The 25698-nt window shown below is 72.5% G+C and carries 30 protein-coding genes; 19 read left to right on the plus strand and 11 right to left on the minus strand.

Going from position 1 to position 25698, the window contains the following annotated elements:
* Positions 1-52 precede the first annotated feature (52 nt).
* Positions 53-232, plus strand: a complete 180-nt coding sequence (locus Q343_RS15040) for a hypothetical protein (RefSeq protein ID WP_155990582.1) — start codon at positions 53-55, stop codon at positions 230-232.
* Positions 233-292: 60 nt separating this feature from the next.
* The gene (mgrA, locus tag Q343_RS0100890) at positions 293-1324 is read left to right on the plus strand and encodes an L-glyceraldehyde 3-phosphate reductase (protein ID WP_029251706.1); all 1032 of its coding nucleotides are present in this window, start codon (positions 293-295) and stop codon (positions 1322-1324) included.
* Positions 1325-1388: 64 nt separating this feature from the next.
* Here mgrA and Q343_RS0100895 read toward each other — a convergent pair whose 3' ends face one another.
* On the minus strand, positions 1389-1736 hold the full coding sequence (locus Q343_RS0100895) for a DoxX family protein (protein WP_029251707.1): 348 nt from the start codon (positions 1734-1736) through the stop codon (positions 1389-1391).
* Between the two features lie 164 nt (positions 1737-1900).
* Here Q343_RS0100895 and Q343_RS14310 point away from each other — a divergent pair, with 164 nt between their 5' ends.
* The gene (locus Q343_RS14310; RefSeq protein WP_052366730.1) at positions 1901-2563 is read left to right on the plus strand and encodes a hypothetical protein; all 663 of its coding nucleotides are present in this window, start codon (positions 1901-1903) and stop codon (positions 2561-2563) included.
* A 131-nt stretch (positions 2564-2694) separates the two neighbouring features.
* On the plus strand, positions 2695-4200 hold the full coding sequence (locus Q343_RS0100905) for a PepSY-associated TM helix domain-containing protein (protein ID WP_043109094.1): 1506 nt from the start codon (positions 2695-2697) through the stop codon (positions 4198-4200).
* Here Q343_RS0100905 and Q343_RS0100910 read toward each other — a convergent pair.
* The 3 genes from Q343_RS0100910 to Q343_RS0100920 are packed head-to-tail and all read right to left on the minus strand — an operon-like array spanning position 4197 to position 6813.
* Complete coding sequence (locus tag Q343_RS0100910) at positions 4197-5240, minus strand: NAD(P)/FAD-dependent oxidoreductase (RefSeq protein ID WP_029251710.1); 1044 nt, start codon at positions 5238-5240, stop codon at positions 4197-4199. The genes Q343_RS0100905 and Q343_RS0100910 overlap by 4 nt on opposite strands.
* Positions 5237-5758 (minus strand): isoprenylcysteine carboxyl methyltransferase family protein, encoded by a 522-nt coding sequence (locus tag Q343_RS0100915; protein ID WP_043109358.1) that lies wholly within the window; start codon positions 5756-5758, stop codon positions 5237-5239. Before Q343_RS0100915 ends, Q343_RS0100910 begins: the two co-directional genes overlap by 4 nt.
* On the minus strand, positions 5755-6813 hold the full coding sequence (locus Q343_RS0100920) for a type III polyketide synthase (protein WP_029251712.1): 1059 nt from the start codon (positions 6811-6813) through the stop codon (positions 5755-5757). The genes Q343_RS0100915 and Q343_RS0100920 overlap by 4 nt, the downstream gene beginning before the upstream one ends.
* Before the next feature lie 83 nt (positions 6814-6896).
* Between Q343_RS0100920 and Q343_RS0100925 the strand changes: the two genes are divergently transcribed.
* From Q343_RS0100925 to Q343_RS0100945, 5 genes are read left to right on the plus strand one after another with little or no spacing between them, the layout of a single operon-like run.
* Positions 6897-7733, plus strand: a complete 837-nt coding sequence (locus Q343_RS0100925) for a UbiA family prenyltransferase (protein ID WP_029251713.1) — start codon at positions 6897-6899, stop codon at positions 7731-7733.
* A 36-nt stretch (positions 7734-7769) separates the two neighbouring features.
* Positions 7770-9059 (plus strand): low temperature requirement protein A, encoded by a 1290-nt coding sequence (locus Q343_RS0100930; RefSeq protein WP_052366731.1) that lies wholly within the window; start codon positions 7770-7772, stop codon positions 9057-9059.
* A 35-nt stretch (positions 9060-9094) separates the two neighbouring features.
* Positions 9095-9886 carry an SDR family NAD(P)-dependent oxidoreductase gene (locus Q343_RS0100935; RefSeq protein WP_029251715.1) on the plus strand — a complete coding sequence of 264 codons (792 nt, stop codon included), beginning with the start codon at positions 9095-9097 and terminating at the stop codon, positions 9884-9886.
* A 16-nt stretch (positions 9887-9902) separates the two neighbouring features.
* A complete protein-coding gene (locus Q343_RS0100940) occupies positions 9903-11132 on the plus strand; it encodes an NAD(P)/FAD-dependent oxidoreductase (RefSeq protein WP_043109097.1) in 1230 nt (409 codons plus the stop codon).
* 25 nt (positions 11133-11157) lie between these two features.
* Positions 11158-11697 carry a hypothetical protein gene (locus Q343_RS0100945; protein WP_029251717.1) on the plus strand — a complete coding sequence of 180 codons (540 nt, stop codon included), beginning with the start codon at positions 11158-11160 and terminating at the stop codon, positions 11695-11697.
* 12 nt (positions 11698-11709) lie between these two features.
* Here the strand turns inward: Q343_RS0100945 and Q343_RS14315 are convergent, their stop codons facing one another.
* Positions 11710-12402, minus strand: a complete 693-nt coding sequence (locus tag Q343_RS14315; protein ID WP_052366732.1) for a potassium channel family protein — start codon at positions 12400-12402, stop codon at positions 11710-11712.
* 199 nt (positions 12403-12601) lie between these two features.
* Here Q343_RS14315 and Q343_RS0100955 point away from each other — a divergent pair, with 199 nt between their 5' ends.
* Entirely contained in the window at positions 12602-13168 is a 567-nt protein-coding gene (locus tag Q343_RS0100955; RefSeq protein WP_029251719.1) for a GNAT family N-acetyltransferase, read from the plus strand.
* Here Q343_RS0100955 and Q343_RS0100960 read toward each other — a convergent pair.
* On the minus strand, positions 13157-14299 hold the full coding sequence (locus tag Q343_RS0100960; protein WP_162175451.1) for an RDD family protein: 1143 nt from the start codon (positions 14297-14299) through the stop codon (positions 13157-13159). The genes Q343_RS0100955 and Q343_RS0100960 overlap by 12 nt on opposite strands.
* Positions 14300-14394: 95 nt before the next feature.
* Here Q343_RS0100960 and Q343_RS0100965 point away from each other — a divergent pair, with 95 nt between their 5' ends.
* Both Q343_RS0100965 and Q343_RS15255 read left to right on the plus strand, forming a co-directional pair.
* Positions 14395-15144 carry an SDR family NAD(P)-dependent oxidoreductase gene (locus Q343_RS0100965; protein ID WP_029251721.1) on the plus strand — a complete coding sequence of 250 codons (750 nt, stop codon included), beginning with the start codon at positions 14395-14397 and terminating at the stop codon, positions 15142-15144.
* A gap of 8 nt (positions 15145-15152) precedes the next feature.
* Entirely contained in the window at positions 15153-15878 is a 726-nt protein-coding gene (locus Q343_RS15255; RefSeq protein ID WP_029251722.1) for a sulfite exporter TauE/SafE family protein, read from the plus strand.
* A 107-nt stretch (positions 15879-15985) separates the two neighbouring features.
* On the opposite strand, the gene Q343_RS0100975 is transcribed toward Q343_RS15255, so the two are convergent.
* Positions 15986-16468: an SRPBCC family protein gene (locus tag Q343_RS0100975; RefSeq protein ID WP_029251723.1), complete on the minus strand. Its 483-nt coding sequence runs from the start codon at positions 16466-16468 to the stop codon at positions 15986-15988.
* A complete protein-coding gene (locus tag Q343_RS0100980; RefSeq protein WP_029251724.1) occupies positions 16465-16812 on the minus strand; it encodes an ArsR/SmtB family transcription factor in 348 nt (115 codons plus the stop codon). The genes Q343_RS0100975 and Q343_RS0100980 overlap by 4 nt, the downstream gene beginning before the upstream one ends.
* A gap of 129 nt (positions 16813-16941) precedes the next feature.
* Between Q343_RS0100980 and Q343_RS0100985 the strand changes: the two genes are divergently transcribed.
* From Q343_RS0100985 to Q343_RS0101005, 5 genes are all read left to right on the plus strand, one after another.
* Positions 16942-17331 (plus strand): hypothetical protein, encoded by a 390-nt coding sequence (locus tag Q343_RS0100985; RefSeq protein ID WP_029251725.1) that lies wholly within the window; start codon positions 16942-16944, stop codon positions 17329-17331.
* 41 nt (positions 17332-17372) lie between these two features.
* Entirely contained in the window at positions 17373-17732 is a 360-nt protein-coding gene (locus Q343_RS0100990; protein WP_043109100.1) for an ArsR/SmtB family transcription factor, read from the plus strand.
* Positions 17729-18655 (plus strand): cation diffusion facilitator family transporter, encoded by a 927-nt coding sequence (locus Q343_RS0100995; protein WP_029251727.1) that lies wholly within the window; start codon positions 17729-17731, stop codon positions 18653-18655. The genes Q343_RS0100990 and Q343_RS0100995 overlap by 4 nt, the downstream gene beginning before the upstream one ends.
* Positions 18656-18714: 59 nt before the next feature.
* Positions 18715-19740: an NAD-dependent epimerase/dehydratase family protein gene (locus Q343_RS0101000; protein WP_029251728.1), complete on the plus strand. Its 1026-nt coding sequence runs from the start codon at positions 18715-18717 to the stop codon at positions 19738-19740.
* A gap of 75 nt (positions 19741-19815) precedes the next feature.
* Positions 19816-21051: a bifunctional alpha/beta hydrolase/OsmC family protein gene (locus Q343_RS0101005; protein ID WP_029251729.1), complete on the plus strand. Its 1236-nt coding sequence runs from the start codon at positions 19816-19818 to the stop codon at positions 21049-21051.
* Between the two features lie 33 nt (positions 21052-21084).
* Here Q343_RS0101005 and Q343_RS0101010 read toward each other — a convergent pair whose 3' ends face one another.
* The gene (locus tag Q343_RS0101010; protein WP_029251730.1) at positions 21085-22365 is read right to left on the minus strand and encodes a hemolysin family protein; all 1281 of its coding nucleotides are present in this window, start codon (positions 22363-22365) and stop codon (positions 21085-21087) included.
* Between the two features lie 136 nt (positions 22366-22501).
* Here Q343_RS0101010 and Q343_RS0101015 point away from each other — a divergent pair, with 136 nt between their 5' ends.
* The gene (locus Q343_RS0101015; RefSeq protein WP_081829532.1) at positions 22502-23572 is read left to right on the plus strand and encodes a TIGR00341 family protein; all 1071 of its coding nucleotides are present in this window, start codon (positions 22502-22504) and stop codon (positions 23570-23572) included.
* On the opposite strand, the gene Q343_RS0101020 is transcribed toward Q343_RS0101015, so the two are convergent.
* Together Q343_RS0101020 and Q343_RS0101025 are read right to left on the minus strand one after the other, a co-directional pair.
* Positions 23573-24196, minus strand: a complete 624-nt coding sequence (locus Q343_RS0101020; protein WP_081829533.1) for a CDP-alcohol phosphatidyltransferase family protein — start codon at positions 24194-24196, stop codon at positions 23573-23575.
* A gap of 85 nt (positions 24197-24281) precedes the next feature.
* Entirely contained in the window at positions 24282-24905 is a 624-nt protein-coding gene (locus tag Q343_RS0101025; protein ID WP_052366734.1) for a TetR/AcrR family transcriptional regulator, read from the minus strand.
* 97 nt (positions 24906-25002) lie between these two features.
* Here Q343_RS0101025 and Q343_RS0101030 point away from each other — a divergent pair, with 97 nt between their 5' ends.
* The gene (locus Q343_RS0101030) at positions 25003-25425 is read left to right on the plus strand and encodes an organic hydroperoxide resistance protein (protein WP_029251734.1); all 423 of its coding nucleotides are present in this window, start codon (positions 25003-25005) and stop codon (positions 25423-25425) included.
* Positions 25426-25698: the final 273 nt, after the last annotated feature.

A 25698-nucleotide genomic window follows, 5' to 3' on the forward strand; every position in this document is an offset into this window, starting at 1 on the left:
AATCGGTACATTGAACCCCGGTCAACCGCAACTTTTACGGACGGGGCAGGTCGTGCACGGGGAAATCGCGGAAGAGCGCCACGCCGGACCGATGGGCGTGGTCCTGGTGTCCGTGGTGACAGTGATGGGTCTGTGCGCGGTCGTCGCCGGGCTCTGGCCGGTCGAGCAGTCGGCGGAGGGCAGCGACCCGGTGTCTGTCTCGTTCGTGCACGACGACGCCGCTCGCCCGTAGCCGGGCCGCTCGCGCCGCGGACGGGTCGCGTCCCGTCCGCCGACGCCGGAGAATCGAGCCATGACGTACCTCGCCGACGACGCACGCTACGACTCGATGACCTACCGCCGCACCGGCGCGAGCGGCCTCGACCTTCCCGCCCTCTCGCTCGGGCTGTGGCACAACTTCGGGGACGACGTCCCGTTCGACCGCCAGCGCGACGTCCTGCGGCGGGCGTTCGACCTGGGCGTCACGCACTTCGACCTCGCCAACAACTACGGCCCGCCCTACGGCTCGGCGGAGGAGAACTTCGGGCGGCATCTCGCCCGTGACCTCCGGCCCTACCGTGACGAGCTGGTCATCTCGTCGAAGGCCGGGTACGACATGTGGCCGGGCCCGTACGGACAGGGCGGCGGGTCGCGCAAGTACGTGCTCGCCAGCCTCGACCAGTCGCTCGAGCGGATGGGCCTCGACTACGTCGACGTCTTCTACTCCCACCGCTACGACCCGAGCACCCCGCTCGAGGAGACGATGGGTGCGCTGCACACCGCCGTCCAGCAGGGCAAGGCGCTGTACGTGGGGATCTCGTCCTACGACCCCGAGCAGACGCAGCGCGCCGCGGCGCTCCTCGCAGACCTGGGTACGCCCCTGCTGATCCACCAGCCGAGCTACTCGATGCTCAACCGGTGGGTCGAGGAGGAGGGGCTGCTCGACACCCTCGAGGACGTCGGCGCCGGGTGCATCGCGTTCTCCCCGCTGGCGCAGGGCATGCTGACGGACAAGTACCTCGACGGCGTCCCGGAGGGCTCCCGCGCGGCCCAGGGCAAGTCGCTCGACCCTGCCATGCTCAGCGACGAGGCGATCCGCCGCGTCCGGGCGCTGAACGACATCGCCGCCGACCGCGGGCAGTCGCTCGCGCAGATGGCGCTCGCGTGGGTGCTGCGCGACCCCCGTGTCACCTCGGTGCTCGCCGGGGCGAGCTCGGTGCACCAGCTCGAGCAGAACGTCGGCGCCCTCGAGAACCTGGAGTTCTCCGACGGCGAGCTCGCCGCGATCGACGAGCACGCCCAAGACGCGGGGATCGACCTGTGGAGCACGTTCCGCGGCAAGTAGCGCCGCACACCGCCAGGCGCGGTCGCCGCGCGGCCTCGTGAACCGCGACGCTGCGTCAGGCAGGTCAGGCGGCGAGCACCAGGAGGACGAGCGTGGCGGCGGCGACGAGCGTCAGCAGCACGGCGGGCTGGATCTTCTTGTCCCCGACGCGCAGGTGCGCGATCACGGCGCCGAGGAAGTAGAGGGTCAGTCCGGCCGCGGCGGCGATCCCGATCGGGGTCCACCAGATGCCGACCAGCAGGCCGACGCCGCCCGCGAGGAGCAAGAGGGCCAGGACGGAGAACATCCGCTCGGGGACGCCGACGTCGCGCAGTGGCGCGGTGGGCTGCTCCTTGCCGGACAGCTTGCCGGCGGCGGACGCGATCGAGGCGAGCCCGAGGAGGACGGAGAGGACGACGGCGGCGATGGTCACGGGAGCTCCTGGTGCTGGGGGGACGGGACGGCGGGCGCCGTCGTGCGCGATCCTGACCGATCGTCGGACACAAATCAATCACGGTTTCCGGGGCCCGCCCCCCGCGCGAAGAATTCCTGCGCAGACCCTTTCGGTCAAACTGTCAGCATCGCTATAGTTTGGGGGTGAATTCGCCCGCCGCACGAAGGAGTGCCGACCAGGCAGTCCGTGTCGCGCGCGCGGTCGTCGTCGCCTCGACGACCTTCGCCTTCGCGGCCGCGGCTCACACGACGGCGGGCGGAACGCTCCCGTCCGGGCTCGGTACCGCCACGCTGGCGTCGATCGCGCTCATGGTCGCCGCCGCCGTCGGACGGCGGCCTCTCGCCCCCGTCACGCTCGTCCCCGTCCTCGTCACCCTCCAGGCCGTGCTGCACCTGGGCTTCATGACCCTCTCCGGCCACGGCGCCTCGACCGGCGGCACGCCCGACGCAGGCGGCCACGCCGCGCACGACCCGGCGCTCGCGGTCGAACTGGTCTCGGGCCTCGCGTCGGCGGCCGAGGCCGGGGCGCACGGCGGCGCGCACACCCACCCCACGATGCTCGGTGCGCACCTGCTTGCCGTGGTCGTCACCACGGTGCTGGCCGTCGGGAGCGACCGCGCGCTGCTGAGGATCGCCGCGCGCCTCTCGGGCCTGGTCCGGATCCTCGCCGGCACGACGGTGGTCGACGGCCGCGGTCGTGCCCGGCGGCCGCGCGACGTCGACGGCCCGGGCCGTCCGTTCGACCTCACCGTCCTCCTGGTGCGCCGGCCTCGTCGTGGCCCACCCGTCGCGGTCCGCACCGCCTGACCCGTCTCAGACCCGTCGTCCTCGACGCCGGTCGCTGCGGTGCGCTCTCGCCCACCCCACCACGTGCTCCCCGGACGCCCCGCGCCCGGAGATCGAGCGCGCCCTCATGAAGATCCGTGAAAGGCACTGCCATGACCACCACGACCTCGACCACCCCGGCGGCCCCGCCGGGTGACGGCACCGCGCCCACACCCCCGCCGTCGACCCCTCGCCCCCGACGCCCGCGTTCGGCGATCTGGGCCACGCTGCAGCCGATCCTCGTCCGCCTGCACTTCTACGCCGGGATCCTCGTCGGGCCCTTCCTCGTCGTCGCGGCGACGACCGGACTTCTCTATACGCTCGCGCCGGCCATCGAGCAGGTCCAGCACCGCGACCTCCTCGTCGTCGACGAGGTCGGCACGACGACGGTCCCGCTCTCCGAGCAGGTGGCGTCGGCCCGGTCCACCGACCCGGACGGCACCGTGAGCACCGTCCAGGTCTCCGGCGACCCGGACGGCACCACCCGTGTGGTGCTCGCGCAGGAGGGGCTTCCGGAGGGGGCCGCGACGACGGTCTTCGTCGACCCGTACACGGGCGAGGTGCTCGGGGAGTCCTTGACCTACGGGCTGTGGTTGCCGGAACGCGAGTGGATCGAGACGCTGCACTCCTCGCTCCACCTCGGTACCGTCGGGCTCTACTACTCGGAGCTCGCCGCGTCCTGGCTCGGGATCGTCGTCCTCGGTGGCGTCGCGATGTGGATCGCCAAGGCCGTGCGGGCGCGCAAGGCCCGACGGCTGATCGTCCCCGAGACCTCCAAGAAGGGCCTGCGTCGCACCCTGTCCTGGCACGGTGTCGTCGGGCTCGTCGCCGCCGCCGGGCTGATCATCCTGTCGATCACCGGCCTGACCTGGTCGGAGAGCTCCGGGGCGCAGATCGGCGATCTCCGCGCCGCCGTCAGCCCTGTCGCCCCCGAGCTCGACACCACACTCGGCGAGGGTTCTGCGGGCGGGGGAGAGCACGACCACGACGCCGGACCCGCGACAGGGCTCACGGACGCAGACCTCGCGCACGGCGCGTCCTGGGACGGCATGACGGCCGCGGCCGAGGCCGAAGGACTGGAGGCGCCGTACAAGGTCTCGCCGCCGCCGGCCGACGGTCAGGCCTGGACCGTCGCGGAGGCGTCGACGAGGTGGCCGGCGGCCAACGACTCGATCGCGGTGGACGGGCACTCGGGCGCGGTGGTCGACCGGGTCGACTTCTCGGAGAAGCCCTTCCTGACGAAGCTCACGGGGTGGGGCGTCCACTTCCACCTCGGAAACCTCTTCGGGGTGGCCAACCTCGTGTTCCTGGCCCTGACCGCGACGGCGCTGCTGTCGCTGATCGTGCTCGGGTACGTGATGTGGTGGCAGCGTCGTCCTCGCCGGTCGACCTCGGCCCGGCCCGGCCCCGCCCCGTCGCGCGGTGGACTGCGCGCAGCCCCGCTGTGGATCACGGGCCTGCTCTTCGCGGGGGCCGTGGTGTCCGCCTGGTACGTGCCGCTCTTCGGGATCTCGCTCGCAGCCTTCCTGGTGATCGACGTGCTGCTGGGACTTCTCGAGCGACGTCGACACCGTGCTGCGGACCGTGCGCGAGCGGAGGACCCGGAGACGGTCGGCTAGCGCGCGAGGCGGTCGACGACCCAGCCGTAGAGCCCCGGTGCGGCGCCGGCGACGGGAACGATCCCGCGTCGCGCCGGGCTCTGCGCCCACGCGACGAGACCGCTGGTGAGCAGCCGGTAGTCGCGGGTCGCGGCGGACCAGGCGCGCTCGTACCCGGCGGGGTCCTCGAGACACGCGACCGCGGCCCGCGCCTGCGCGAGCCCGACGCGCAGGCCCTCGCCGGTCAGCGCGTCGACGTACCCGGAAGCGTCCCCGACCAGGCGCACCCGGCCGGCCGTGCGCCGTCGTGAGGCCTGCCGCAACGGCCCCGCCCCGCGGACGGCGCCGAGCGGCTCGGCGCCACGCAGGTGCTCCGAGATCTCGTGGAACCCGGCGAGAGACGCGGCGAAGTCGTTCCGGGGCGGGCCCAGCAGTGCGACGCCGACGACGTCGTCGGCCACGGGTGTCACGTACGCCTCGACCCCGTCGCCCCAGTGGACCTCGATGAGGTCGTTCCACGGTCGCACGCGAAAGTGCCGGCGCAGACCGAACCGGCGCCGGTCCGCGTCCCTGCGCCACGGCAGGGCCGACGGCGGCGTCGGGACGTCCAGCCCGACGATCCGGCGTACGGAGGAGTGCAGACCGTCGCAGGCGAGCAGCCAGCGGGCCTCGACGCCGGCCGCCGCGACGGTGTCCGCGGTCTCTTCCACGGCTGTCACGCGCTCGGTCACGTGCTCGACGCCGAGCGCCGCCGCACGCTCGCGCAGGGCGGCGTGCAGCGTGGTGCGGCGAACCCCGCGGCCGGGGCCCGCCGAGAAGAGGTGGTCGGCGTGCCGTCGGCCGGAGCGGTAGGAGACCCCGAGCAACGGGTGCCCGGCGGGGTCGACGCCGAGCCGGTGGACGGCGTCGAGCGCGCCGGGCATCAGGCCCTCGCCGCAGGCCTTGTCGATCTCTCCCTCCCGCGGTTCGACGACGACGACGCTCAGCCCGGCGAGCCGCGCCTCGACGGCCGCGGCCAGCCCGACGGGGCCGCCGCCGACGACCAGGACGTCCGTGGTCACTGCTTCGCCGTGGCGATCCCGAGCGCACGCTCCTCGGCCGGGATGCGGAACCCGAGCAGGAGCCACGCGTTGAGCACCGTGAACACGAGCGCCGTCACCCAGGCGGTGTGCACGAGCGGCAGGGCGAAGCCCTCGACGACGACCGCCACGTAGTTGGGGTGCGGGATCCACCGGTACGGGCCGCGGGCCACCAGGGGCAGGTCCGCGACCACGATCACGCGGGTGTTCCACCGCGGCCCCAGGGTGGCGATGCACCACCACCGCAGCGCCTGGCTCGCGAGGACGAGGGCGAGCATGGGCCAGCCCAGCCAGGGGATGAACGGCCGGTCGGCCACGACGACCTCGACGACGCACGCCACCAGCAGCCCGGTGTGCAGCAGCACCATCGCGGGGAAGTGTCCGCGCCCGGACTCGACGCCACCGCGCGCGAACGACCAGGCGGCGTTGCGGCTCGAGACGACGAGCTCGACCAGCCGCTCGACCGCGGTCAGGGCGACGAGCACCACGTAGAGCGTCAGCACCCTGCCTCCAGGAGGACGAGCTCGGCGGTCACGCCGGGGCCGAAGGCCATGACGACGGCGTGGCCGCCCGGCTCGGGCGCGCCGTCGGCCATCGTCGCGGCCAGGACGTGCAGGACGGACGACGACGACAGGTTGCCGGTGGCGGCCAGGCTCGCCCGGCTGCGCGCGAGAGCGGACTCCTCGAGGCCGAGCGAGTCCCGGACCGCGTCGAGGATCTTGGGGCCGCCGGCGTGCACCACCCAGGTCCCGACGTCCGGCACGTCGACGCCGTGCTCGGTGAGGAGGATCTTGACGTCCTCGGCCAGGTTCGCCCGCAGGAGGTCAGGCAGCCCGGGGGAGAGGACGATCCCGAACCCGGAGTCGCGCACGTCCCACCCGAGCTGGTGCGCGGTGTCGGGGTAGAGGCGGCTGCGGGTGCCGACGACGGCGGGGCCCGTGGCGGGATGGTCGTCACCGACCATGACCACGGCCGCCGCGCCGTCGCCGAACAGCCCCGAGCTCACCAGGTTGGCGGTCGAGGAGTCGCTGTGCTGGATCGTGAGGGAGCAGAGCTCGACGGAGACCAGGAGCGCGACGCCCGTCGGGCGTCCTGCGAGCAGGTCGTGCGTGCGGGCCAGGCCTGCTGCACCCCCGGCGCATCCGAGCCCGAACGAGGGGAACCGGACGACGTCGGACCGCAGGCCCAGCCGTTCGGCGAGAGCGGCGTCGAGGGACGGGGCCCCCACGCCGGTCACGGTCGTGAAGACGAGCAGGTCGACGTCGTCGGGCCGCAGTCCCGCGTCGGCGAGCGCCCGCGCGCACGCCTCCGCCGCGAGGGGCAATCCCTGCTCGACGAACGCGGCGTTCGCCGCGGCGAACGACCGCAGGCTCGCGTACTCCTCGAGCGGGAGGGCGAGATGGCGGGTGCGGACGCCCGACCCGGCGTGCAGCCTGTCCAGCAGTGCGCGGCGTGGTCCGGGCGAGGCGACGAGCGGCCCGATGGTCTCGGCGATCCGCTGCTGCGGGTGGGGCGGACCAGGGGCCGTGGGGGCGACGGAGACGACGCGCGACATGTGGGAATCGTCGCATCAGGGCGGGACACTCGCAGGACCGATCGACAGGTTCTTGCCAGGCAAACCCGATAGCGTCACCGGCTATGAGTCGCCGCGCACAGCTGCAGGGTCTCGTCGTGGCGAGCCACGCGGGCCCGACCACCGTCGTCACCCTGCTCGCCCTGTCCCTCGCGGCGGGCGTCGGGGAGTCGATGGCACGGGTGGCCCTCGTGGGGGCCGCGGTGCTTGCCGGCCAGCTCTCCGTGGGGTGGTCGAACGACTGGCTCGACGCGAACCGCGACCGACTCAACCACCGCACCGACAAGCCGGCGGTGGTCGGCGCGGTCACGGTCCCGGTGCTCCGGCGTGCGGCGCTCGGGGCTCTCGGCGTCTGCGTCCTGCTGTCGTTCGCGGCGGGCTGGTGGGCCGGCGCGTTGCACGTGTCGGCCGTCCTGAGCGCGTGGGCGTACAACCTGTGGGCCAAGCGGACCGTGTGGTCGTGGCTGCCGTACGCGGTCTCGTTCGGTCTTCTGCCGGCCTTCGTCGTCGCGGCCGGCGGCGACGGCCGCACCGTGGCCCCGTGGACGGTCCTGGCTGCCGCCCTCCTTGGCGTCGGGGCACACATCGCGAACGCCCTCCCGGACTTCGAGGACGACCACCGCACCGGGATCCGCGGACTGCCGCACCGTATCGGCCCGCTCGCGTCCAGCGTCCTCTCGCCGGCACTGCTCGTCGTCGCGACCTTCGTGATCATCGCCAACGGCTCGCTGCCCACCGAGATCGCCGTCGGGGGCGCGGTTGCCTCCGTGGCGCTCGCGGCGGGGGCGGGCGTGATCGCGCTCGTGCGGCCGACGAGCCGCCTCCCGTTCCCGCTCAGCATGGCGGTTGCGGTGGTCTGTGTGGTTCTGCTCGTCTTTGCCGCACCCTCCGTCGTCCGGTAACGCGCGCTGTGCCGCTCGTCGGGGCACGATCGACGGATGGACGAACGCACCGAGCTGGACCGACCCCATGCACCCCACCGGCTTCGTCCGATGCGTGCGCGCGACGCGAGCGAGACGCATCGCGCCGCGACCCCGCTCGAGCTGCTGTTCGACCTCACGCTCGTCGTCGCGTTCGGCGCCGCCAGCGACGAGCTCGCCCACCTTCTCGCGCAGGGCCACGTCGCCGCCGCGCTGACCGGGTTCACGGTCGCGATCTTCGCGACGTGCTGGGCGTGGATCAACTACACGTGGTTCGCCTCCGCCTACGACAACGACGACTGGTTCTTCCGCGTCGCGACGATGGTGCAGATGTTCGGCGTCCTGCTGCTCTCGCTCGGGCTGCCGCAGTTCTTCGAGTCGCTCGAGGCGGGCGAGAGCCCCGACCTCCGGGTGATGGTGGCCGGGTACGTGGTCATGCGAGTCTCGATGGTCGTGCTCTGGATCCGAGCCGCCCGGGGCGACCCGCGACGTCGTCGGGTGTGCCTCACCTATGCTGGCCTGATCGCTCTCGCCCAGGTCGGTTGGGTGGCGGTCGCGGTCTTCCACCCGCCGCTCGTCGCCGGGCTGGTGCTCGCCGGACTGCTGATCGTCGCCGAGATGGCGACGCCCGTCGTCGCCGAGCGTCAGGGCCCGCAGACACCGTGGCACCCCCACCACGTCGCCGAGCGGTACGGCCTGCTCGCCATCATCGCGTTCGGAGAAGGGATTCTCGGGACGACGGCGTCGATCTCGGCGGTCGTCCAGGAGCAGGGGTGGTCGGTCGAGGCGCTCACAGTCGGCTTCGCAGGGGTCGCGCTCATCTTCGGGATGTGGTGGGTGTACTTCATGCCGGACCAGGGCGTCGTCCTCGAGCGGAGGGCGGAGCGGGCGTTCGTCTGGGGGTACGGTCACATCCTCGTGTACGGGTCGATCGCGGCGGTCGGGGCGGGGCTGCACGTGGCTGCTCTCTCGGTCGAGGGCGAGTCGGTCCTGGGCGTGGTCCCGACCCTTCTCGCAGTCGCGATCCCGGTCCTGCTCTTCGTCCTGCTGACGTTCGGCCTCTACGCGCTGCTCGTCGGCACGGTCGACCGCCTCCACCTCGTCCTCGTGGTCGGGACGGTCGCCTGCCTCGCCGCGGGTGTCCTGCTCGGTGCAGCCGGCGCCTCCCTGGGAGTGGCGCTCGCCGTCGTGGCGCTGGCGCCGTGGGTGAGCGTCGTCGGTTACGAGACCGTGGGGCACCGCCACGGAGTGGTCCATATGGAACACCTCGCCCAGCGCCGACGTGCGAGTACCCCACCCGCTCCGTAGCGTCGGTCCGTCATCGACTCTTCGGGGGAGGACCCATGGATCTCGGCATTGCAGGACGGATCGCGCTTGTGACCGGGGGCGACTCCGGGATCGGTCTCGCGTCGGCGCAGGAGTTGCTGGCGGAGGGCGCCCGCGTCGTCCTGACGGACAGGGATCAGGACGCGCTCGACGACGCGGTGTCCCGCCTGGACGGGGACGTGACCGCGGTGGTCGCCGACCTCACGGTTCCCGACGACGTCGCGCGGCTGGCCAGGACGGCCCGCGAAACCGTGGGGGACCCGGAGATCCTGGTCCACGCGGCGGGGATCACCGGACCGCAGGGTCCGTTCCACGAGCTCGACGACGACGCGTGGTCGACGACGCTGGACGTCGACCTGATGGCCGCGGTCCGGGTGACCCGGGAGCTCGTCCCGGCCATGCGCGCCGCCGGGCGCGGTCGTGTGGTGCTCGTCGCCTCGGAGGACGCCGTGCAGCCCTACGTCGACGAGCTGCCGTACTGCGTGGCGAAGGCCGGTATCCGCGTCCTGGCCAAGGGGCTGTCGAAGGCCTACGGTCCGGACGGCGTTCTCGTCAACACCGTCTCGCCGGCCTTCGTCGAGACGCCGATGACCGACGCGATGATGGACGCGCGGGCCGAGGAGCGGGGGACCGACCGGGACGAGGCGGTCGAGTCGTTCCTGGACGAGATGCGTCCGGGGATCGCCCTGGGACGCCGGGGCCGCGTCGAGGAGGTCGCGGCCGTCGTCGCGCTCCTGTGCTCGGAGCGGGCGTCGTTCGTCAACGGGTCGGACTACCGGGTCGACGCCGGCTCGGTCATCACCATCTGACGGCAGGGGAGAACACGTGAGCGAGAAGCGGTACGACTATCTGATCCTGGGTGCCGGGATGGCGGCCGACGCCGCGGCCCGCGGGATCCGCGAGGTCGACCCCGACGGCACCATCGGCATCCTCGGGCGGGAGACCACCGAGCCGGTGGCCCGCCCGGCGTTGTCCAAGAAGCTGTGGACGGACCCGGAGTTCACGCTCGACCAGGTGTGGCTCGGCACGGCCGAGGCGACGGGCGCCGAGCTGGTCCTCGGGGAGGCCGCGGACGACGTCGACCTGGCCGCGCGGGTCGTCACCACCGAGGGTGGGCGCGAGGTCGGGTACGAGCGGCTGCTCGTCACGACGGGCGGTGACCCGCGGACCCTCGAGGTCGACGACTGGTACGACTCCGGTCGCGTGATCGCGTTCCGGACCATCCACGACTACTGGCGCCTGCGCGAGTATGCCGCGGCCGGTGCGCGGGTGGCCGTGGTCGGCGGGAGCTTTATCGCCGCCGAGATCGCGGCGGCACTGGCCCAGCAGGACGTCGAGGCGCACCTGATCTGCCGGGGCCCGGCACCGATGGCGTCGATCCTCCCGCCCCGGGTCACGGGTCGTCTCACGGAGGCGATGGAGCGCCACGGCGTCCGTGTGGTCACGGACGCCGAGGTCCGTGCCGGCGAGGTCGAGGGGTCGGAGGGGCCGGTCCGGCTGGACATGGCGGACGGCCGCGAGGCGCGCTACGACCTCGTCGTGACCGGGCTCGGCGTCGACCCGGCGACCGGCCCGCTCGCGGACGCGGGGCTCAAGGTCGTCGACGACGGCGGGATCGTCGTCGACGAGCGGCTGCGCACCAGCGACCCGGCGGTGTGGGCCGCGGGTGACGTCGCCGTCTACCCCGACCAGATCCTGGGCCGGACGCGGATCGAGCACGTCGACCACGCCCAGGAGTCCGGGAAGGCCGCCGGACGCTCGATGGCCGGTGCCGACGAGTCGTACACGCACACGCCCTACTTCTACTCGGTGCTCTTCGACGACTTCTTCGAGGCGGTCGGCGCCCTCGACCCGGACGGTGGCCTCGTCGAGGACTGGCAAGGCGAGGGCGACCCGCTGGACCGCGGCGTCGTGTATTACGGCACGCGCGACGGCGACACCCTCGACGTCACCGGGGTGCTGCTCTGGAACGTCGAGGAGGCCCGGGACGCGGCGCGCGCCGTGATCGCGGACGGTCCCGTCCCGGTGGGCGCGCTGCGCGGTCGCATCACGTAGACGGGCGTGATGGGAGGATGGCGGCGTGCAGCATCCCGCCATCAGCCCCGACGAGCAGGTCCTGCCCGGGCTGTACATCCGACCCGGCCGCTTCGACCCGGCCGCGCTGCTCTTTCTGCGCGTGTTCCGGCGCGCCGTCTGGCCGCTGCTGTTCATCGGGGCCGCGATCGCGTGGGTGAGCGGCGAGTTCACCGCGCAGTCGCTCGAGCGACTGACCAGCCCGGCGGAGTTCCTCGGCGCCATCCTGTCCCCGCTCGTCACCCTCGCCGTCGCGATCGCGCTGCGGATCGTCGTCAACTTCCTCGCTCTGCTCCTGGCGACCCCGCTCGCCCGCTCCGCCTGGGTCCCCGGTCACGAGGCGCGCACCTGGGGCAAGCGGATGTACGACCTCGGCTACCTCTCCTCCGGCTACCGGGCCGTGCGGTGGTCGTGGGCCGTGCAGGCGGAGGCTGTGCAGCGGCTCGGTTCGGTCGGGCTGCAGCTCGCGTTCGTCGAGCTGCTCGGCCGCATCTTGACGCCGATCGCGGCCGCGGGGTTCGTCCTCGTCGTGATCTTCTACCACTGACGGGCGGCGAGGCTACTGGTCGCTCACCCGCGCCGAGGCGAGGCCGACGATGAACGCCACGAACGTCACGAGGTAGAGCTGGCCGACGACGCCCTCGCCGACCGCGAGCAGGCGCCCGAGCGGGGTGACCGCCGCGAAGTCGCCGTACCCGATGGTCGTGATCGTCGTGAGGCTGAAGTACATGAAGACCGTGGTCGGCTGGTCGCTGCCGAAGAAGGGCGTCCCGGAGAGCTGCTCGACGGTCAGGAACGCGTAGTAGAACGCCAGCGGGATCAGCAGGTACGCCGCCACGGCGCCCGTCAGCGTCGGCATGCCGACCGAGCGGTGCCGCAGCAGCCGCCGCACGACGACGATCGGGGCCAGCATCCCGAGCAGCGCGAGGATCGGGGAGGTGGCGTCCGCGCTGACGTTGCCCGGGAGGTCGACGAGTGATCCACCGACGACGAGGGCGACGACCGTCGCGACCGCGAGGTCGGTGGCCCGCTGCCACCGTCGTGACAGGCCCGCGGAGCGGAGTGCGACCAGCAGCGTTGCCCCGACGACCACCGCGGTCGCGGTGGTGGCGAGCTCGGTACCGCGGCCACCGAGAGGGCCGCCGACGTCGACGAGCGCGAGCAGCGCCGTCGTCCCGGCGGTCATGACGAGGAGGATCCCGAACCGGTCGACGAAGGGGCCTGAGTCGTCGAAGATCCGCTTCTCGGGCACTCGTCCTCCTTCGGTCGCCTGGTGGACAAATCATCCCAGTCCGCGGCCCATGCTGCGAGTAGAGCGCCGAGCGGAGAGGATCGGGAGCGTCGGGCCCCGGGATGGGCCTGGCGAGAGCCGAACATGCGTACACATGACGGCTTGCCTGCGCGGGCCGGTCTCCGGTCCGCGCAGGTCCTCTCGTGGATATCCTTCCGCGATGACCTCCGTACGCATCCGCCCCCTGGCCGTGGACGACCTGTCCCAGGCGCGCGCCGTGCAGGACGACCTCGCGCGCGACCGGTTCGACTTCCTGCTCGGGCTCCCCGCGCCGCTCGCGGAGATCTCCGACGATGCCTGGATCCGCTTTGTCGCCGATCTCTCCGCCCACGAGGTCGGCGAGGGTCTGCCGGACGGCTGGGTGCCGGAGACGTTCCGCGTGGCGGAGGTCGACGGCGTGCTCGTCGGACGGGTCTCCGCCCGCCACACGATCGAGGGCTCGGAGTTCCTGTCCCGCTACGGCGGGCACGTCGGCTACGGCGTGCGGTCCGGGTTCCGGCGGCAGGGTGTCGCGTCGGCGTTGCTGCGGTTCGCGCTCGAGGACCTGCGCGGGCGCGACGTCGACCGTGCACTCGTCACCTGCGACGACGCGAACGTCGCCTCGGCCGCGACGATCGAGCGAGGCGGCGGAGTTCTCGAGGAGGTCGTGGAGGTGCCTCTGGTCGAGCACTTTCCGAGCGGCCGACTGCGCCGCTACTGGGTCGAGCTCGGCGGCTCAGCGCTCTGACGCGCCCGGCACCCGGCCGGTGCACGTCGCCTGGACCACGCCGTCCGGCGCGGTGACCTGCGAGGTCACGATCCACCCGGCCAGCGGCTCATTCGACTCGATCCACAGGTCGACGCCGACGTAGTCGTCGTCGGTCTCGCCGCCGATCACCGCCGAGTAGGTCTCGGAGTACCCGCCCGCGCCGTCCGCGGTGGCCGAGGCCGACGCATAGGTCCCGGTCGGCGACCGCACGTCGATCTCCGTCGTGCTCCCCGCCGGCAGCGCCCTGTCCAGTGCCGGCTCCCATCGGCCCTCGAGATGCCACGACGTGTCGGTGACACGGTCGATGCCCAGCCGGGACTCGATCGTCCTGGTCTCCACGGCGTTGATCTCGACGACGTCGCCGGGCCCGTCGACGTGGACGTCCACGGGGCACGGGACGGCATGGTGCCGTTCGTCCTCCGCGGCGCCCTGGACGAGGCTCATCGCGGCGGCGCCCGCGCAGACCACCAGCGCGACCCCGCCCGTGACCGCCGTCGGCCAGCGCAGCGACGGCGCGAGGTCGTCGCGTGCCGTCGCGAGGCGCGCCACCCACGGGTGCGGGACGGGCGCCGTCGTGCGGACGGCCACCGTGCTGAGCAGGGAGTCGGCGAAGGTCCTGCCCTCGGCGTTGAACGCAGCACGGACGTAGCCCACGAGCAGGATCGAGTCGAGGACGTGGGCGACGAACCGCAGCACCGTCCGCAGCAGACCGACGGGCCGCCCCGTGCGGTCGTCGACCACCGCGATGCCGCAGACCCGCTTGCCGACGCTCCGGCCGGTGTACGCCTGGAAGAGGCCGAGGACGAGGAGCGTCCCGCCCGTCCAGGCCTGCGCGCCGCCGGACGTGCCACCGGAGGTGTCGAGCGAAGGTCGGAGCTCGCCGTCGACGAAGAGCGTCACGTCGAGGCTGGGGATCGCGGCGAGAGGGACGGACGCGCCCGTCGCGAGGAACGCCACCGACGAGACGATCGCGGAGTCGAGCAGCACCGCGATCACGCGTGCTCCCCAGCTCGCGCGCTGCCTCTCGGGCGTGAACGGCGGGTCGAGGTCGTTCTCCATGTCGACAGGCCCCCCTGCCATCCCGCTGCCCCGCGGGATCGTCTGTGTCATGGACTGCGATACTTCCATCGCCCGTCCACCCTGTCCAGGGTCGTATGCTCGACGACGGCCACCGCCGCACCCGCCCGCAACCCCTGGAGAAACCGATGCACCCGCACCCCGTCGCCGTCGTCACCGGAGCGAGCAGCGGGATCGGTGCGGCCAGCGCCCGGGCGCTCTCGGACGCGGGGTACCACGTGGTGCTCGGCGCGCGTCGGGCGGACAAGCTGGCCGAGGTCGCCTCCGCCGTGGGCGGGACGGCGGTCGCACTCGACGTGACCGACCAGGCCTCGGTGGACGCCTTCGTCGCCCGCGTCCGCGAGGATCTCGGCCGCTGCGACGTGCTCGTCAACAACGCCGGCGGGGCGCTCGGCGCCGACTCGGTGGCCGAGGCGAACCTGGACGACTGGCAGTGGATGTACGACGTCAACGTGCTCGGGACGGTCCGGGTCACCCAGGCCCTGCTGCCGCTCCTGATCGGCTCCGGGGACGGGCAGGTCATCACCATCGGCTCGGTCGCCGCCCGCGAGGCCTACGAGGGAGGTGCCGGGTACAACGCGGCGAAGTTCGGGGTCGCCGCGCTGTCCCGCGTGCTGCGGATCGAGCTGCTCGGCCAGCCGGTGCGTGTCTGCGAGATCGACCCCGGGATGGTCGAGACCGAGTTCTCCCTCGTCCGGTTCAAGGGCGACGCCCAGAAGGCCGCGGCGGTCTACGACGGCGTCACGCCGCTGTCGGCCGAGGACGTCGCCGAGACCGTGCGCTGGGTGGCGACCCGTCCGGCCCACGTCAACATCGACCAGATCCTGATGCTCGCGCGGGACCAGTCGTCCGCCAAGGTCGTCCACCGCCAGGCCTGAGCGGCACCGTGGACCTCGCCGCAAGCACCGTCGCGCTCGCCCTGGCGGCCGTCACCCTCTCGACCTTCATCCAGTTCGCCACCGGGTCCGGGTTCGGGATCCTCGGCGGCCCCCTGCTGCTCATGATCGACCCGGGGCTCGTCCCGGGTCCGCTGCTCCTGCTCACCGTCGTCGTGATGCTCGCCGTCGTCTGGACCGAGCGTCGCGGCCTGCGCCACGTCGACCTCGGGTGGGCCGCCCTGGGTGCCGTTCCTGCGGGGATCGGGGCGCTGTGGCTCGTCCGGCTGATGGACGAGCGCGTCACCGAGATCGTCGTCGGGGTCGCGATCGCGGTCGGGGTGATCGCCGGGCTCGCGGGGTGGAAGGTCCGCCAGACGCGGCCCGCACTGGTCGTCGCCGGAGTGCTCGGCGGGGCGCTCTCGACGATCGCCGCCACGCCCGGGCCGCCCGTCGTCGTCGTGTACCGGACGGCCGACGTCTCGCGCTACCGGGCCAACCTCTCGCTGTTCTTCGTCGCGACGTCGGTCGTCTCGCTCAGCACCCTGATCGTCTCGGGCGAGCTCGACTCGACGGACGTCACCGCCGCGGCATGGCTTCTGCCGGCGGTTGTGCTCGGGGCGCTCGTCGCGCACTTCCTCGTCCGCCTGATCCCGCCGCGATCGATCCGACCGGCCGCCCTCGCGATGTGCCTGATCTCGGCGGTCAGCCTGATCGTGAGCGCGCTCGCGGGCTGACCCCCCAGCCGCCGCCGGGTGCCGAGCACGCGGTTGTGGATACCACCGGCGACCGGAAGCAGCCACAACCGCGTGGTCGGCATCGAGTGTTCCGGGAGCAGGAGCCCTCAGTCGGAGAGCTCGGCCAGTACGCCGTCGAGCTTGGCGTACCCCTCGGTGAGGCCGGACTCCATGCCGGAGTCGACCATCCCGTCCCGGTCCTGGACCGATTGGTAGACGGCGTGGTTCTCGATCCGCGTGCGCCCGCCGGGGAGGGCGATCAGGCGCATCGACTCGAGGCTGACGTGCCCGGACCACCCGTCGAACTCGAAGGTCTGGACGATCAGCTCGTCCTCGACGAGGTGGAACGAGCCGCGGAACCCGTACCGACCGCCTCCGGGGTCGATGTTGGTGTACGCGTACGAGCCGCCGGTGCGGGCGTCGTAGTGGTCGAACTCGATCGCCAGCCCGTCGGGCCCGAGCCACCGCTCGACCAGGCTCGCGTCGGTGTGCGCGCGGTGGACGAGTGCGGGCGGGGCGTCGAACTCCCGCACGATGTCGATGTACGGCTGCCCCTCGGGGGCGGTGACCTGCGTGGGGTTGCTGCTCATGATTCCTCCGTGGTGAGTGACTCGAGCACCGTGTCGAGGCTGCGGAACCGGCGTTCTGCGGCCAGTCGGTACCCGTCGATCCATCCCGTCAGCGCCTCGAGCGCGGCAGGGTCCAGGTGGCACGGGCGGGTCTGGCCCTCGCGGGTGCGGGTGATCAGACCCGCGCGCTCGAGCACCTGCACGTGCCGGGAGACGGCCTGCACCGTGATCGGGAACGGCTCTGCGAGCTCGTTGACCGTGGCGGGGCCGCGAGACAGCCGGGCGACGATCGCGCGGCGGACCGGGTCGGCCAGGGCGAGGAACGCCTGGTCGAGCCGGTCCTCCGACGTGCCGTTCGGCATCATCAACCAATCTGTTGAACAACTAGTTCGTTGAATATACGTCGGCACTCGGGTCCGCGCAAGAGGTTCTGTCAGGTGATCGTTCGGCTCTGCGCGCCCCGATGTGCCCGGGCGCCTCGTACCGTCGAACGCATGGAGAACCTCTCGCGCGTCACCTGCCTCGTCGGTGTCTACGACGCCGACGGCGGACTCCGGGGTGAGCTGCGGTACGTCGTCGGCCACCTGCTGGGCCGGACGGAGTGCGCGCTCTGCGATGTGACCCACTCGCCCCTGCGGCGCAAGCGGGCGTGGGACGCGATGGTCGTCCGCCTCGGCATCCCCGTCGAGCTCGTGCACCGCAACGAGATCCCGTCCGACGTCGCGGCGTGCGTCCGCGAGGCCGGGTTGCCGTGCGTCGTGGCGCGGCGTGCCGACGGCGGGGTCGAGACCCTGCTGGACAGGGCGGCCCTCGAGGCGCTCGACGGGTCCGTCGAGGCGTTCGAGCGCGGCGTGGGCGAGGTCCTCGCTGCCCGATCCGTCTAGACCCGCCGCCCCGGTCCGTCCGTCGGCGCTATCATCGTTGGATGACGATGAATGCGGCGGTCGTCGCCGATGCCGAGCCCGGTACTGTCGCCGCGCTGTTCCGCGCGCTCGGCGAGCCCGCTCGGCTGACGATCATGCGCCACCTCTTCACGGGCGAGCACAGGGTCCGCGACCTGACCGACCACCTCGGTCTCGCCCAGTCGACCGTGAGCGCCCACCTGAGCTGCCTGCGCGAGTGCGGGCTCGTCGTCGTGCGGGCCGAGGGCCGGGCGTCGCTCTACCGGCTCGCCGACCCTGCGGGGCTGCGGGGGCTGCTCGCCGCGGCAGAAGATGCCCTCGCCACGACGGGGGCCGCCGTCGCGCGCTGCCCCTCCGTGCCCGAGCCGCAGAGCGCGCCATGAGTGCCGGACACTCGCACGGCCACGCGGCGGATGCGACGCCCGACCATCGCCGCCGCCTGGCGATCGCGTTCGGCATCACCGCGACCCTGTTCGTCGCGCAGGCCGTCGGGGCGGTCCTCACCGGGTCGCTCGCGCTCCTCGTCGACACCGCCCACATGCTCACCGACGCCGGCGGTCTGCTGCTCGCGCTGGTCGCCGCCAACCTGACACTGCGCCCGCCGTCGAACCGGCGCACCTGGGGCTTCCGTCGTGCCGAGGTGCTCGCAGCGCTCGCCCAGTCGGCGCTGCTGCTCGTGGTCGGGCTCTACGTGCTCGTCGAGGGCGTCCAGCGGCTCTTCACCCCGCCAGAGGTGCCGTCCGCCGAGCTGCTCGTCTTCGGCGTCGTCGGCCTGGTGGGCAACATCGCCTCGCTCCTCGTGCTCTCCTCCGGACGCGACGCCAACCTGAACCTGCGCGCGGCGTTCCTCGAGGTGCTCAACGACGCGCTCGGGTCGGTCGGTGTGATCGCCGCGGCGATCATCATCTCGACGACCGGCTGGCAGCAGGCCGACGCCGTCGCCGGCTTGCTGATCGGGGCACTGATCCTTCCCCGCGCACTCAAGATCCTGGGGGAGAGCGCCGGGGTGCTGCTCGAGTCGACCCCCCGCGGGCTCGACCTCGACCAGGTCCGCGAGGTGCTGACCGAGGTCGAGCACGTCGAGTCGGTGCACGACGTCCATGCCTCGTTGATCGCGTCCGGCCTCCCCGTGCTCTCCGCCCACGTGGTGGTCGAGGAGGGGTGCTTCCGGGACGGGCACGCCCCGCAGATCCTCGACCAGCTGCAGACGTGCGCGTCCGCGCGGTTCGCGATCGCCGTCGAGCACACGACGTTCCAGCTCGAACCGCCCAGCCACGCCCACCACGAGGAGGGCCGGCACGCCTGACCCGCGCATTCGGCCACGTCCTACCCCACAGAACCGCGCCGCCGGGTGAGACTGGCCCCATGAGGTTGTTGGTGCTCGGCGGAACCCGGTACGTGGGCCGCGCGATCGCGGCGGACGCCGTCGCGCGGGGCTGGGACGTGTCCGTCCTCAACCGGGGGACCCAGCCGCTTCCCGACGGCGTCACGCACCTCGCGGGCGACCGCACCCGGGCCGACGGTCTCGGCGTGCTCGACGACGCCGGGTCCTGGGACGTCGTCGTCGACACCTGGGAGCACGCCCCGCGCGTGGTGCACGCCTCGGCGCGCGCCTTGAGCGGGCGGACGGGCCGGTACCTCTACATCTCGAGCCGCTCGGTGTACGACCACCCGCCCGCAGGAGCGCGCGAGGACCATGCCGTCGTCGACGCGGACCCGCAGGCCGGGGAGGAGGTCTCCTTCGCCCAGCGCAAGCGCGGTGCCGAGCTCGCCGTCGCCGCCGAGTTCGGCGAGCGGGCGAGCGTGCTCCGGCCCGGGCTCGTCCTCGGTCCCGACGAGAACATGGGGCGCCTGCTCTGGTGGCTCGCGCGTGCCGTGCGCGGCGGCCGGATCCTCTCGCCCGGCCCCGCCGACTCGCCGATCCAGCACGTCGACGCCCGGGACCTCGCACGGTTCGCCCTCGACCAGGCCGAGCGTGACAGGCCCGGCGTGGTCGACGTCGTCGGGCCGTCCGGGCCGGTGACGACGGAACGACTCCTCCAGGCGACGATCTCGGTGACCGCCGAGCAGCGGCACAAGGCCGGCAACCCGGCCGCACGGCTCGACTGGGTCGACCCCGAGCCGATTCTTCGCGCCGGCGTCGCCCCCTGGACCGAGCTGCCGATCTGGCTCCCACCGGGCACCGACCACGACGCGCTGCACCGCTCCGACGTCTCGACCGCCCTCGACGAGGGCATGACGCTGCGCCCGATCGAGTCAACGGTGGCGGAGACGTGGGACTGGATGATGCGGACCGGGCCTGACGGCTGGGGCATCCCGTCCGGCGTCGGCCTCGACCCGGCACGCGAGCGACAGATCCTCGACGCCGAGCTCCCGCGATCGACCTCGTAGCGCCAGGGTCGACGCCGGCGCTGCGGATCCGGCTCCTGAGCAGCACCCTTGTTGCCCGGAACGTAGGGTCGGACGATGGCAACGGTTCCCCTGACATTCCCTGGCGCGCACGGCACCGAGCTGGCCGGTCGGCTCGAGATGCCGGTCGGCGAGCCGCGTGCGACCGCCCTCTTCGCACACTGCTTCACGTGCAGCAAGGAGTCCGCCGCGGCATCGCGGGTCTCGCGGGCGCTGACGGACGAGGGAATCGCGGTGCTGCGGTTCGACTTCACGGGCCTCGGCGGGTCGGACGGGGACTTCGCCAGCACGGACTTCAGCTCGAACGTCGACGACGTCGTCGCCGCGGCCGAGCACCTCGGCGAGTCGTTGGCGCGGCCGTCGTTGCTGATCGGGCACTCGCTCGGCGGTGCAGCCGTGCTCGCGGCCGCCTCCCGCCTGCCGGACGTCGACGCGGTCGCCACGATCGGCGCTCCTGCCGACCCGAGCCACGTGACGGCGCTCTTCGCGGACGACGTCCCCCGGATCGAGGAGGACGGCTCGGCCCGCGTGACGCTGGTGGGGCGCGAGTTCTGCGTCCGCAAGGAGTTCCTCGAGGACCTGGCGGAGCAGAAGCAGACGGAGCGGATCGCGGCGCTCGACGCGGCGCTGCTGATCCTGCACTCGCCCGTCGACCAGACGGTCGGGGTCGAGAACGCCCGCACGATCTACGACGCGGCCCGGCACCCCAAGTCGTTCGTCGCGCTCGACGGCGCCGACCACCTGCTGCAGAACCGGCGGGACTCGCAGTTCGCCGCCGACCTGATCGGGGCGTGGGCCTCGCGGCACGTCCCGGAGCTCAAGGCGCAGACGCAGGGCACGCCGCAGGAGAAGGTGCCCGAGCACCCGGACGGCGCGGTCGTCGTCGAGACCGGCGCCGGCCGGTTCGGCCAGGTCGTCCACGCCGGGTCCCACCGGTTCGTGGCCGACGAGCCCCGCGACGTCGGGCTCGACACGGGTCCGAACCCGTACGACTTCCTCCTGACGGCCCTCGGGACGTGCACGTCGATGACGCTCCAGGAGTTCGCCCGGCGCAAGGGCTGGCCGCTCGAGTCCGTCCGCGTGGAGCTCCAGCACTCGCGCGTCCACGCCGACGACTGCGCGGCCTGCGAGGACCAGTCGGGCCAGGTCGACCGCATCGAGCGCGTCGTCCACCTGACCGGCGATCTCGACGACGCGCAGCGCACCAAGCTGCTGCAGATCGCTGACCGCTGCCCCGTGCACCGCACGCTGCACAACCAGATCGACGTGCCGACCCGGCTCGCGGACGACTGACCCGACCGGGCGCCCTGGAGTGAGCGCGGCAGGTCAGCGGATGACGGTGACCTCGGTGACCCGGCGTCCGTTGACGCCGCTGACGACGATGCGCTCGCCCTCGGGCCCCTCGACGAAGTCGCCCTCGGCGCCCAGGTGGCCCAGCCGTGCGACGACGTACCCGGCGACTGTCTCGTAGGGTCCGTCGGGCAGCACCAGGCCGGAGCGCTCCGCGCACTCCTCGATCGTCAGGCGGGCGTCCACCACGAACTCGCCGACACCCGCACGGGCGGGGGCGACGTCGTCGGCGTCGTACTCGTCCTCGATCTCGCCGACGAGCTCCTCGACCAGGTCCTCGAGGGTGACGATGCCGTCGGTGCCTCCGTACTCGTCGACCACGACGGCGATGTGCACGCGGGCGCGGCGCAGCTCCGACATCGACGGCAGGACGCCGTTGGTGCCGGGCACGAACACGATCTCGCGGGCGATGTCGCGGACACGGGCGCCGCCGTCGAGCGTGCCCTCGCCGACGGCCTCGAGCAGGTCGCGGACGTGCAGGAACCCGAGGATGTCGTCGAAGTCCTCGCCCGTGACCGGGTACCGCGAGAACGACTGCCCGCGTACGGCCTCGACCGCCTCGGTCAGGGTCAGGTCGCCGGAGACGAACTCCACCTCGCCGCGCGGGCGCATCACCTCGGTGACGCTGCGGTCCCGGGCCTCGAACACGTCGCCGAGGATGCGCCGCTCGTCGGCCGGCAGACCCTCGTGGGCCATGACGACGTCGCGCACCTCCTCGGAGGTCATGCGCTCCTCCGTGGCCTGCGGGTCGCCGCCGAGGAGCTTCACGACGGCGTCGGTCGAGCGGGAGAGCAGCCAGATGACCGGCGTCATGAGGGTTGCGAACCGGTCGAGCGGCGGGGCGACGACGAGCGAGACCTTGGCCGAGCGCTGCAGCGCGATGCGCTTGGGCACTAGCTCGCCGAAGACGAGCGACAGGTAGGCGACGACGAGGGTCAGGACGATCAGCGCCGTCGTGTCCGCGGCGGACGCGGACAGCCCGAGCGACTCGAACCACGGGGCGACGGTCGGGGCGAGCGCCGAGGCGCCGTAGGCCGCCGAGAAGAAGCCGGCGACCGTCACGCCGATCTGGACAGCCGCGAGGAACCGGTTGGGGTTCCGGGCGACCGACGCCACGCGTCGCCCGCGGGAGCCGGTCTGCTCGATCGCCCGCACCTGGCTCTCCCGCAGGGAGACCAGGGCGATCTCCGTGCCGGAGAACACCCCGCCGATCAGCACGAAGAGAAGAACGAGGGCCAAGCTCCACCAGGGGTCCATGGATCAATTCGACGCATTCGCGCGTCACGATGCAAGTCTGCCGTGCATACTTACGCTGCCGAGCAGTGCGCCTCCCGCCACCCGGCCGAGCCTGCGCCACGAGCGCGGCCCGTACTACCCGCCGAAGGACCGCACGATGACCGCTGCCACCAGCGCCCCCGCCACCCCGTACGACCCGAAGAAGAAGCCGGGGTACCGGCTCGGGTCCCTCGTCCCGCCCGAGCAGCGACGCGGCCTGGCGGAGCTGAGCGACCGGCTCGACCTCGACTCCGGCGACGTCCGTGCCAAGCGCTCGGCGTTCTGGGCGATGCTGATCCTGTCGGGCGTGATCGCGACGGCCGGCATCGTCACGGACTCGACGGCCACCGTCATCGGCGCCATGATCATCGCGCCGCTCTCGACGCCCATCCTCGGCATCGGTGTCGGCATCGTCACCGCGCGTCCGCGGCTGGTCGGGCGGTCGCTGTCCTACGTCGTCGTCGGCCTTCTGCTGGTGGTCGCACTCGGGACCGTGACCGCGCTGATCCTCCCCAACACGGCGAGCGTTCTGCAGAACTCCCAGGTCACGGGTCGGACGTCGCCGGGCGTGATGGACCTGATCGCCGCCTTCGCGACGGGCTTCGCCGGGTCGATCGCGCTGGCGCGCAAGGACCTGGGGGACGTGCTCCCCGGGATCGCGATCGCGATCTCGCTCGTGCCGCCGCTCGGGGTCGTGGGCGTGTGCCTCGGCGCGGGGGAGCCGTCGCTGGCGGCCGGCGCCCTGCTGCTCTTCGGCTCCAACGTCGTCGCGCTCGTGATCGCCTCCACCGTGGTGTTCTTCATCGCCGGCTACGGGCGCGAGGCCGTGCAGGTGCGCCGCGAGCTCGAGGTCGAGCGCCCGCGTCGTCGCCGCGCGTTCACGGTCATCGCGGTGGCCTTCGTCATCGTCGCGATCCCGATGGTCGGGAACACGGTGACCGCCACGCTCGCCTCTGTCTGGGCCGGGCAGGTGCGGACCGCGACGGAGGAGTGGGTCGCCGACACCCCGGGTGCGACTGTCGAGAACGTCTCGTGGCAGTCGCGCGACCTGATGGTGGAGGTGCGGAGCCCGGGTGCGCTGCCCGACGTCGACGATCTCCAGGACACGGTGGACGAGCTGATCCCGTGGTCGCCCGAGGTCGTCGTCCTGCACACGGTCGGCGAGCGGGTCGAGCGGGCTTCGGAGTAGCTACGGCGCGGTAGGTCCGGGTGCCGGCGACGGGGCCGGCATCCGGATCATGACGCGCAGGTAGTGGGAACCGACCACCCAGTGGCCGATCAGTCCCACCACGACGATGACGAGCGCGACGGTGTCGACCCACGAGCCGATCGCGTCGAAGGCCCGCGTCAGCATCATCACGGGCAGGCCGATCATGAGCAGGGCGGTCCGGATCTTGCCGAGTCGCGTGGCCGCGATGCGCGGATTGCCGTGGAACTTCACCAGCGCGAACGTGCCGAGGATCAGGTCGGGGACGACGATCCCGACGAGCACCCACCACGGGGCGATCCCGTTGATCGCCAGGACGAGCGCGACCGTGAAGATCATCAGTCGGTCGGCCACGGGGTCCATCGCCGTCCCGATCACGCTCACCTGGTCCAGGCGGCGGGCGAGATAACCGTCCACCCAGTCGGTCGCCGCGATCGCGACGAGGACCCAGAGCGCGGCCGCCGTCTCGCCCGGTCCGATCGCCAGCCAGGCGAAGAGCGGCAGCCCCATCAGACGGATCAGCGTGACGAGGTTGGCCCACGTCAGGATGTCGTCCTTGACCGTCCGGGTGACGCCCTCCGGAGCTCCGGCGCCCATCAGCCTCATCGCCGGCACCCCTGGCGGGGGAGGGATCCAGAAGCAGCCCGCGCGCGAACGTGCGGGGGGAGATGGGGCATAGCACCCGGGGCCGTCATGGATCAAGTATCGCGTGCGTCGGCCGTGGGCGCGTGTGCGCGAGGAGCACGGCGCGTCCGACGGAGGTCAGACGGTCCGCGAGAAGGGTCGCGTCGCCGACGTGCCCGGCGACCATCGCGCCGTCGCGCAGCATCATCAGCTCCTCTGCGACCTCTGCCGGCTCACCGGCACCCGCCTCCTCGGCGAGCTCGCGGAACGTCGCCAGGTACCACCGGCGGTGCGTGGCGATGGTGTCGCGCACAGGATGGTCGACGTCGGGGTACTCGGCGCCCGCGTTGACGAACGCGCAGCCACGGAACCCGGGACGGCAGGCGACCTCGCCCGCGACCGTCGCCAGGAACCGGAGGGTGTCGAGCGGTCGGCCCGCGTTCTCGGTGCGTGCCTCGGTGATGAGGTGGCGTTCGCGGGCCGCGCTCGCCTCGAGGTAGGCGACGACGAGATCGTCCTTGGTGCGGAAGTGCCGGTAGAACGTGACCTTCGAGATCTCGGCCGCGGCGATGATCTTGTCCGCGCTCACGGCGCGGATGCCCTCGCGGTAGAACTGCTCGGTCGCGGCCTCGAGGATGCGCTCACGCACGGGGGAGGCCGGGCGGTTGCTCACGGGCGTTGCGGTCGTCATGGTGCCTCCTACCGTGCCACGGTCGATGTCCTCTTGCGCGGGTGATCCACGCGTGCTTAAGTAGACGAACTAGTAACTCTACCAAAAGGGGAGCATCATGCCTGCGATCTACACCGCCACCGCCACCGCCACCGGCGAGGGCCGCGACGGGCGAACTCGCTCGAGCGACGGCGTCCTCGACGTCGACCTCGCCGTCCCCACCGAGATGGGTGGCGCCGGCGGCGCCACCAACCCCGAGCAGCTCTTCGCCGCCGGGTACGCGGCCTGCTTCCACTCCGCGCTCAAGCTCGTCGCCCGCCGCGACGGCGTCGCGGTCGAGGACTCGGCCGTCACGGCGGACGTGTCCTTGCATCCCGTCGACGGCGGCGGCTTCCAGCTCGCGGTCGCCCTCGACGTCGAGATGGGCGGCGTCGACCAGGAGCAGGCCGACGCGCTCGTCGCGGCAGCCCACGAGGTCTGCCCGTACTCGAACGCCACGCGCGGCAACGTCGACGTGGCGGTCACCGCGACGATCGGCTGACCCGCGGTCTCGACGGGCTCGACCCGCGGTGGTTGAGCCTGTCGAAACCACCTCTCGTCAGGCTTGACCCGCGGTGGTTTCGGTGGTTGAGCCTGTCGAAACCACCTCTCGTCAGGCTTGACCCGCGGTGGTTTCGGTGGTTGAGCTTGTCGAAACCGCGTCTCGACGGGCTCGACCCGCGGTCTCGACGGGCTCGACCCGCGGTCTCGACGGGCTCGACCCGCGGTCTCGACGGGCTCGACTGGCAGGGCGAGTGGCAACTCCCGGCAACCG

Origin of the sequence: Paraoerskovia marina DSM 21750 (assembly GCF_000701465.1) — a bacterium.
In the GTDB taxonomy this organism is placed as follows: Bacteria; Actinomycetota; Actinomycetes; order Actinomycetales; family Cellulomonadaceae; genus Paraoerskovia; species Paraoerskovia marina.

What these genes read in the sequence shown, in the direction of transcription:
- mgrA (WP_029251706.1), top strand. Translation starts at nt 293, where the DNA reads ATGACGTACCTCGCCGACGACGCACGCTACGACTCGATGACCTACCGC.
- Q343_RS0100905 (WP_043109094.1), top strand. Translation starts at nt 2,695, where the DNA reads ATGACCACCACGACCTCGACCACCCCGGCGGCCCCGCCGGGTGACGGC.
- Q343_RS0100920 (WP_029251712.1), bottom strand. Translation starts at nt 6,813, where the DNA reads ATGTCGCGCGTCGTCTCCGTCGCCCCCACGGCCCCTGGTCCGCCCCAC.
- Q343_RS0100925 (WP_029251713.1), top strand. Translation starts at nt 6,897, where the DNA reads ATGAGTCGCCGCGCACAGCTGCAGGGTCTCGTCGTGGCGAGCCACGCG.
- Q343_RS0100930 (WP_052366731.1), top strand. Translation starts at nt 7,770, where the DNA reads ATGGACGAACGCACCGAGCTGGACCGACCCCATGCACCCCACCGGCTT.
- Q343_RS0100935 (WP_029251715.1), top strand. Translation starts at nt 9,095, where the DNA reads ATGGATCTCGGCATTGCAGGACGGATCGCGCTTGTGACCGGGGGCGAC.
- Q343_RS0100955 (WP_029251719.1), top strand. Translation starts at nt 12,602, where the DNA reads ATGACCTCCGTACGCATCCGCCCCCTGGCCGTGGACGACCTGTCCCAG.
- Q343_RS0100960 (WP_162175451.1), bottom strand. Translation starts at nt 14,299, where the DNA reads ATGACACAGACGATCCCGCGGGGCAGCGGGATGGCAGGGGGGCCTGTC.
- Q343_RS0100965 (WP_029251721.1), top strand. Translation starts at nt 14,395, where the DNA reads ATGCACCCGCACCCCGTCGCCGTCGTCACCGGAGCGAGCAGCGGGATC.
- Q343_RS0100975 (WP_029251723.1), bottom strand. Translation starts at nt 16,468, where the DNA reads ATGAGCAGCAACCCCACGCAGGTCACCGCCCCCGAGGGGCAGCCGTAC.
- Q343_RS0100980 (WP_029251724.1), bottom strand. Translation starts at nt 16,812, where the DNA reads ATGATGCCGAACGGCACGTCGGAGGACCGGCTCGACCAGGCGTTCCTC.
- Q343_RS0100985 (WP_029251725.1), top strand. Translation starts at nt 16,942, where the DNA reads ATGGAGAACCTCTCGCGCGTCACCTGCCTCGTCGGTGTCTACGACGCC.
- Q343_RS0100990 (WP_043109100.1), top strand. Translation starts at nt 17,373, where the DNA reads ATGACGATGAATGCGGCGGTCGTCGCCGATGCCGAGCCCGGTACTGTC.
- Q343_RS0100995 (WP_029251727.1), top strand. Translation starts at nt 17,729, where the DNA reads ATGAGTGCCGGACACTCGCACGGCCACGCGGCGGATGCGACGCCCGAC.
- Q343_RS0101000 (WP_029251728.1), top strand. Translation starts at nt 18,715, where the DNA reads ATGAGGTTGTTGGTGCTCGGCGGAACCCGGTACGTGGGCCGCGCGATC.
- Q343_RS0101005 (WP_029251729.1), top strand. Translation starts at nt 19,816, where the DNA reads ATGGCAACGGTTCCCCTGACATTCCCTGGCGCGCACGGCACCGAGCTG.
- Q343_RS0101010 (WP_029251730.1), bottom strand. Translation starts at nt 22,365, where the DNA reads ATGGACCCCTGGTGGAGCTTGGCCCTCGTTCTTCTCTTCGTGCTGATC.
- Q343_RS0101015 (WP_081829532.1), top strand. Translation starts at nt 22,502, where the DNA reads ATGACCGCTGCCACCAGCGCCCCCGCCACCCCGTACGACCCGAAGAAG.
- Q343_RS0101020 (WP_081829533.1), bottom strand. Translation starts at nt 24,196, where the DNA reads ATGAGGCTGATGGGCGCCGGAGCTCCGGAGGGCGTCACCCGGACGGTC.
- Q343_RS0101025 (WP_052366734.1), bottom strand. Translation starts at nt 24,905, where the DNA reads ATGACGACCGCAACGCCCGTGAGCAACCGCCCGGCCTCCCCCGTGCGT.
- Q343_RS0101030 (WP_029251734.1), top strand. Translation starts at nt 25,003, where the DNA reads ATGCCTGCGATCTACACCGCCACCGCCACCGCCACCGGCGAGGGCCGC.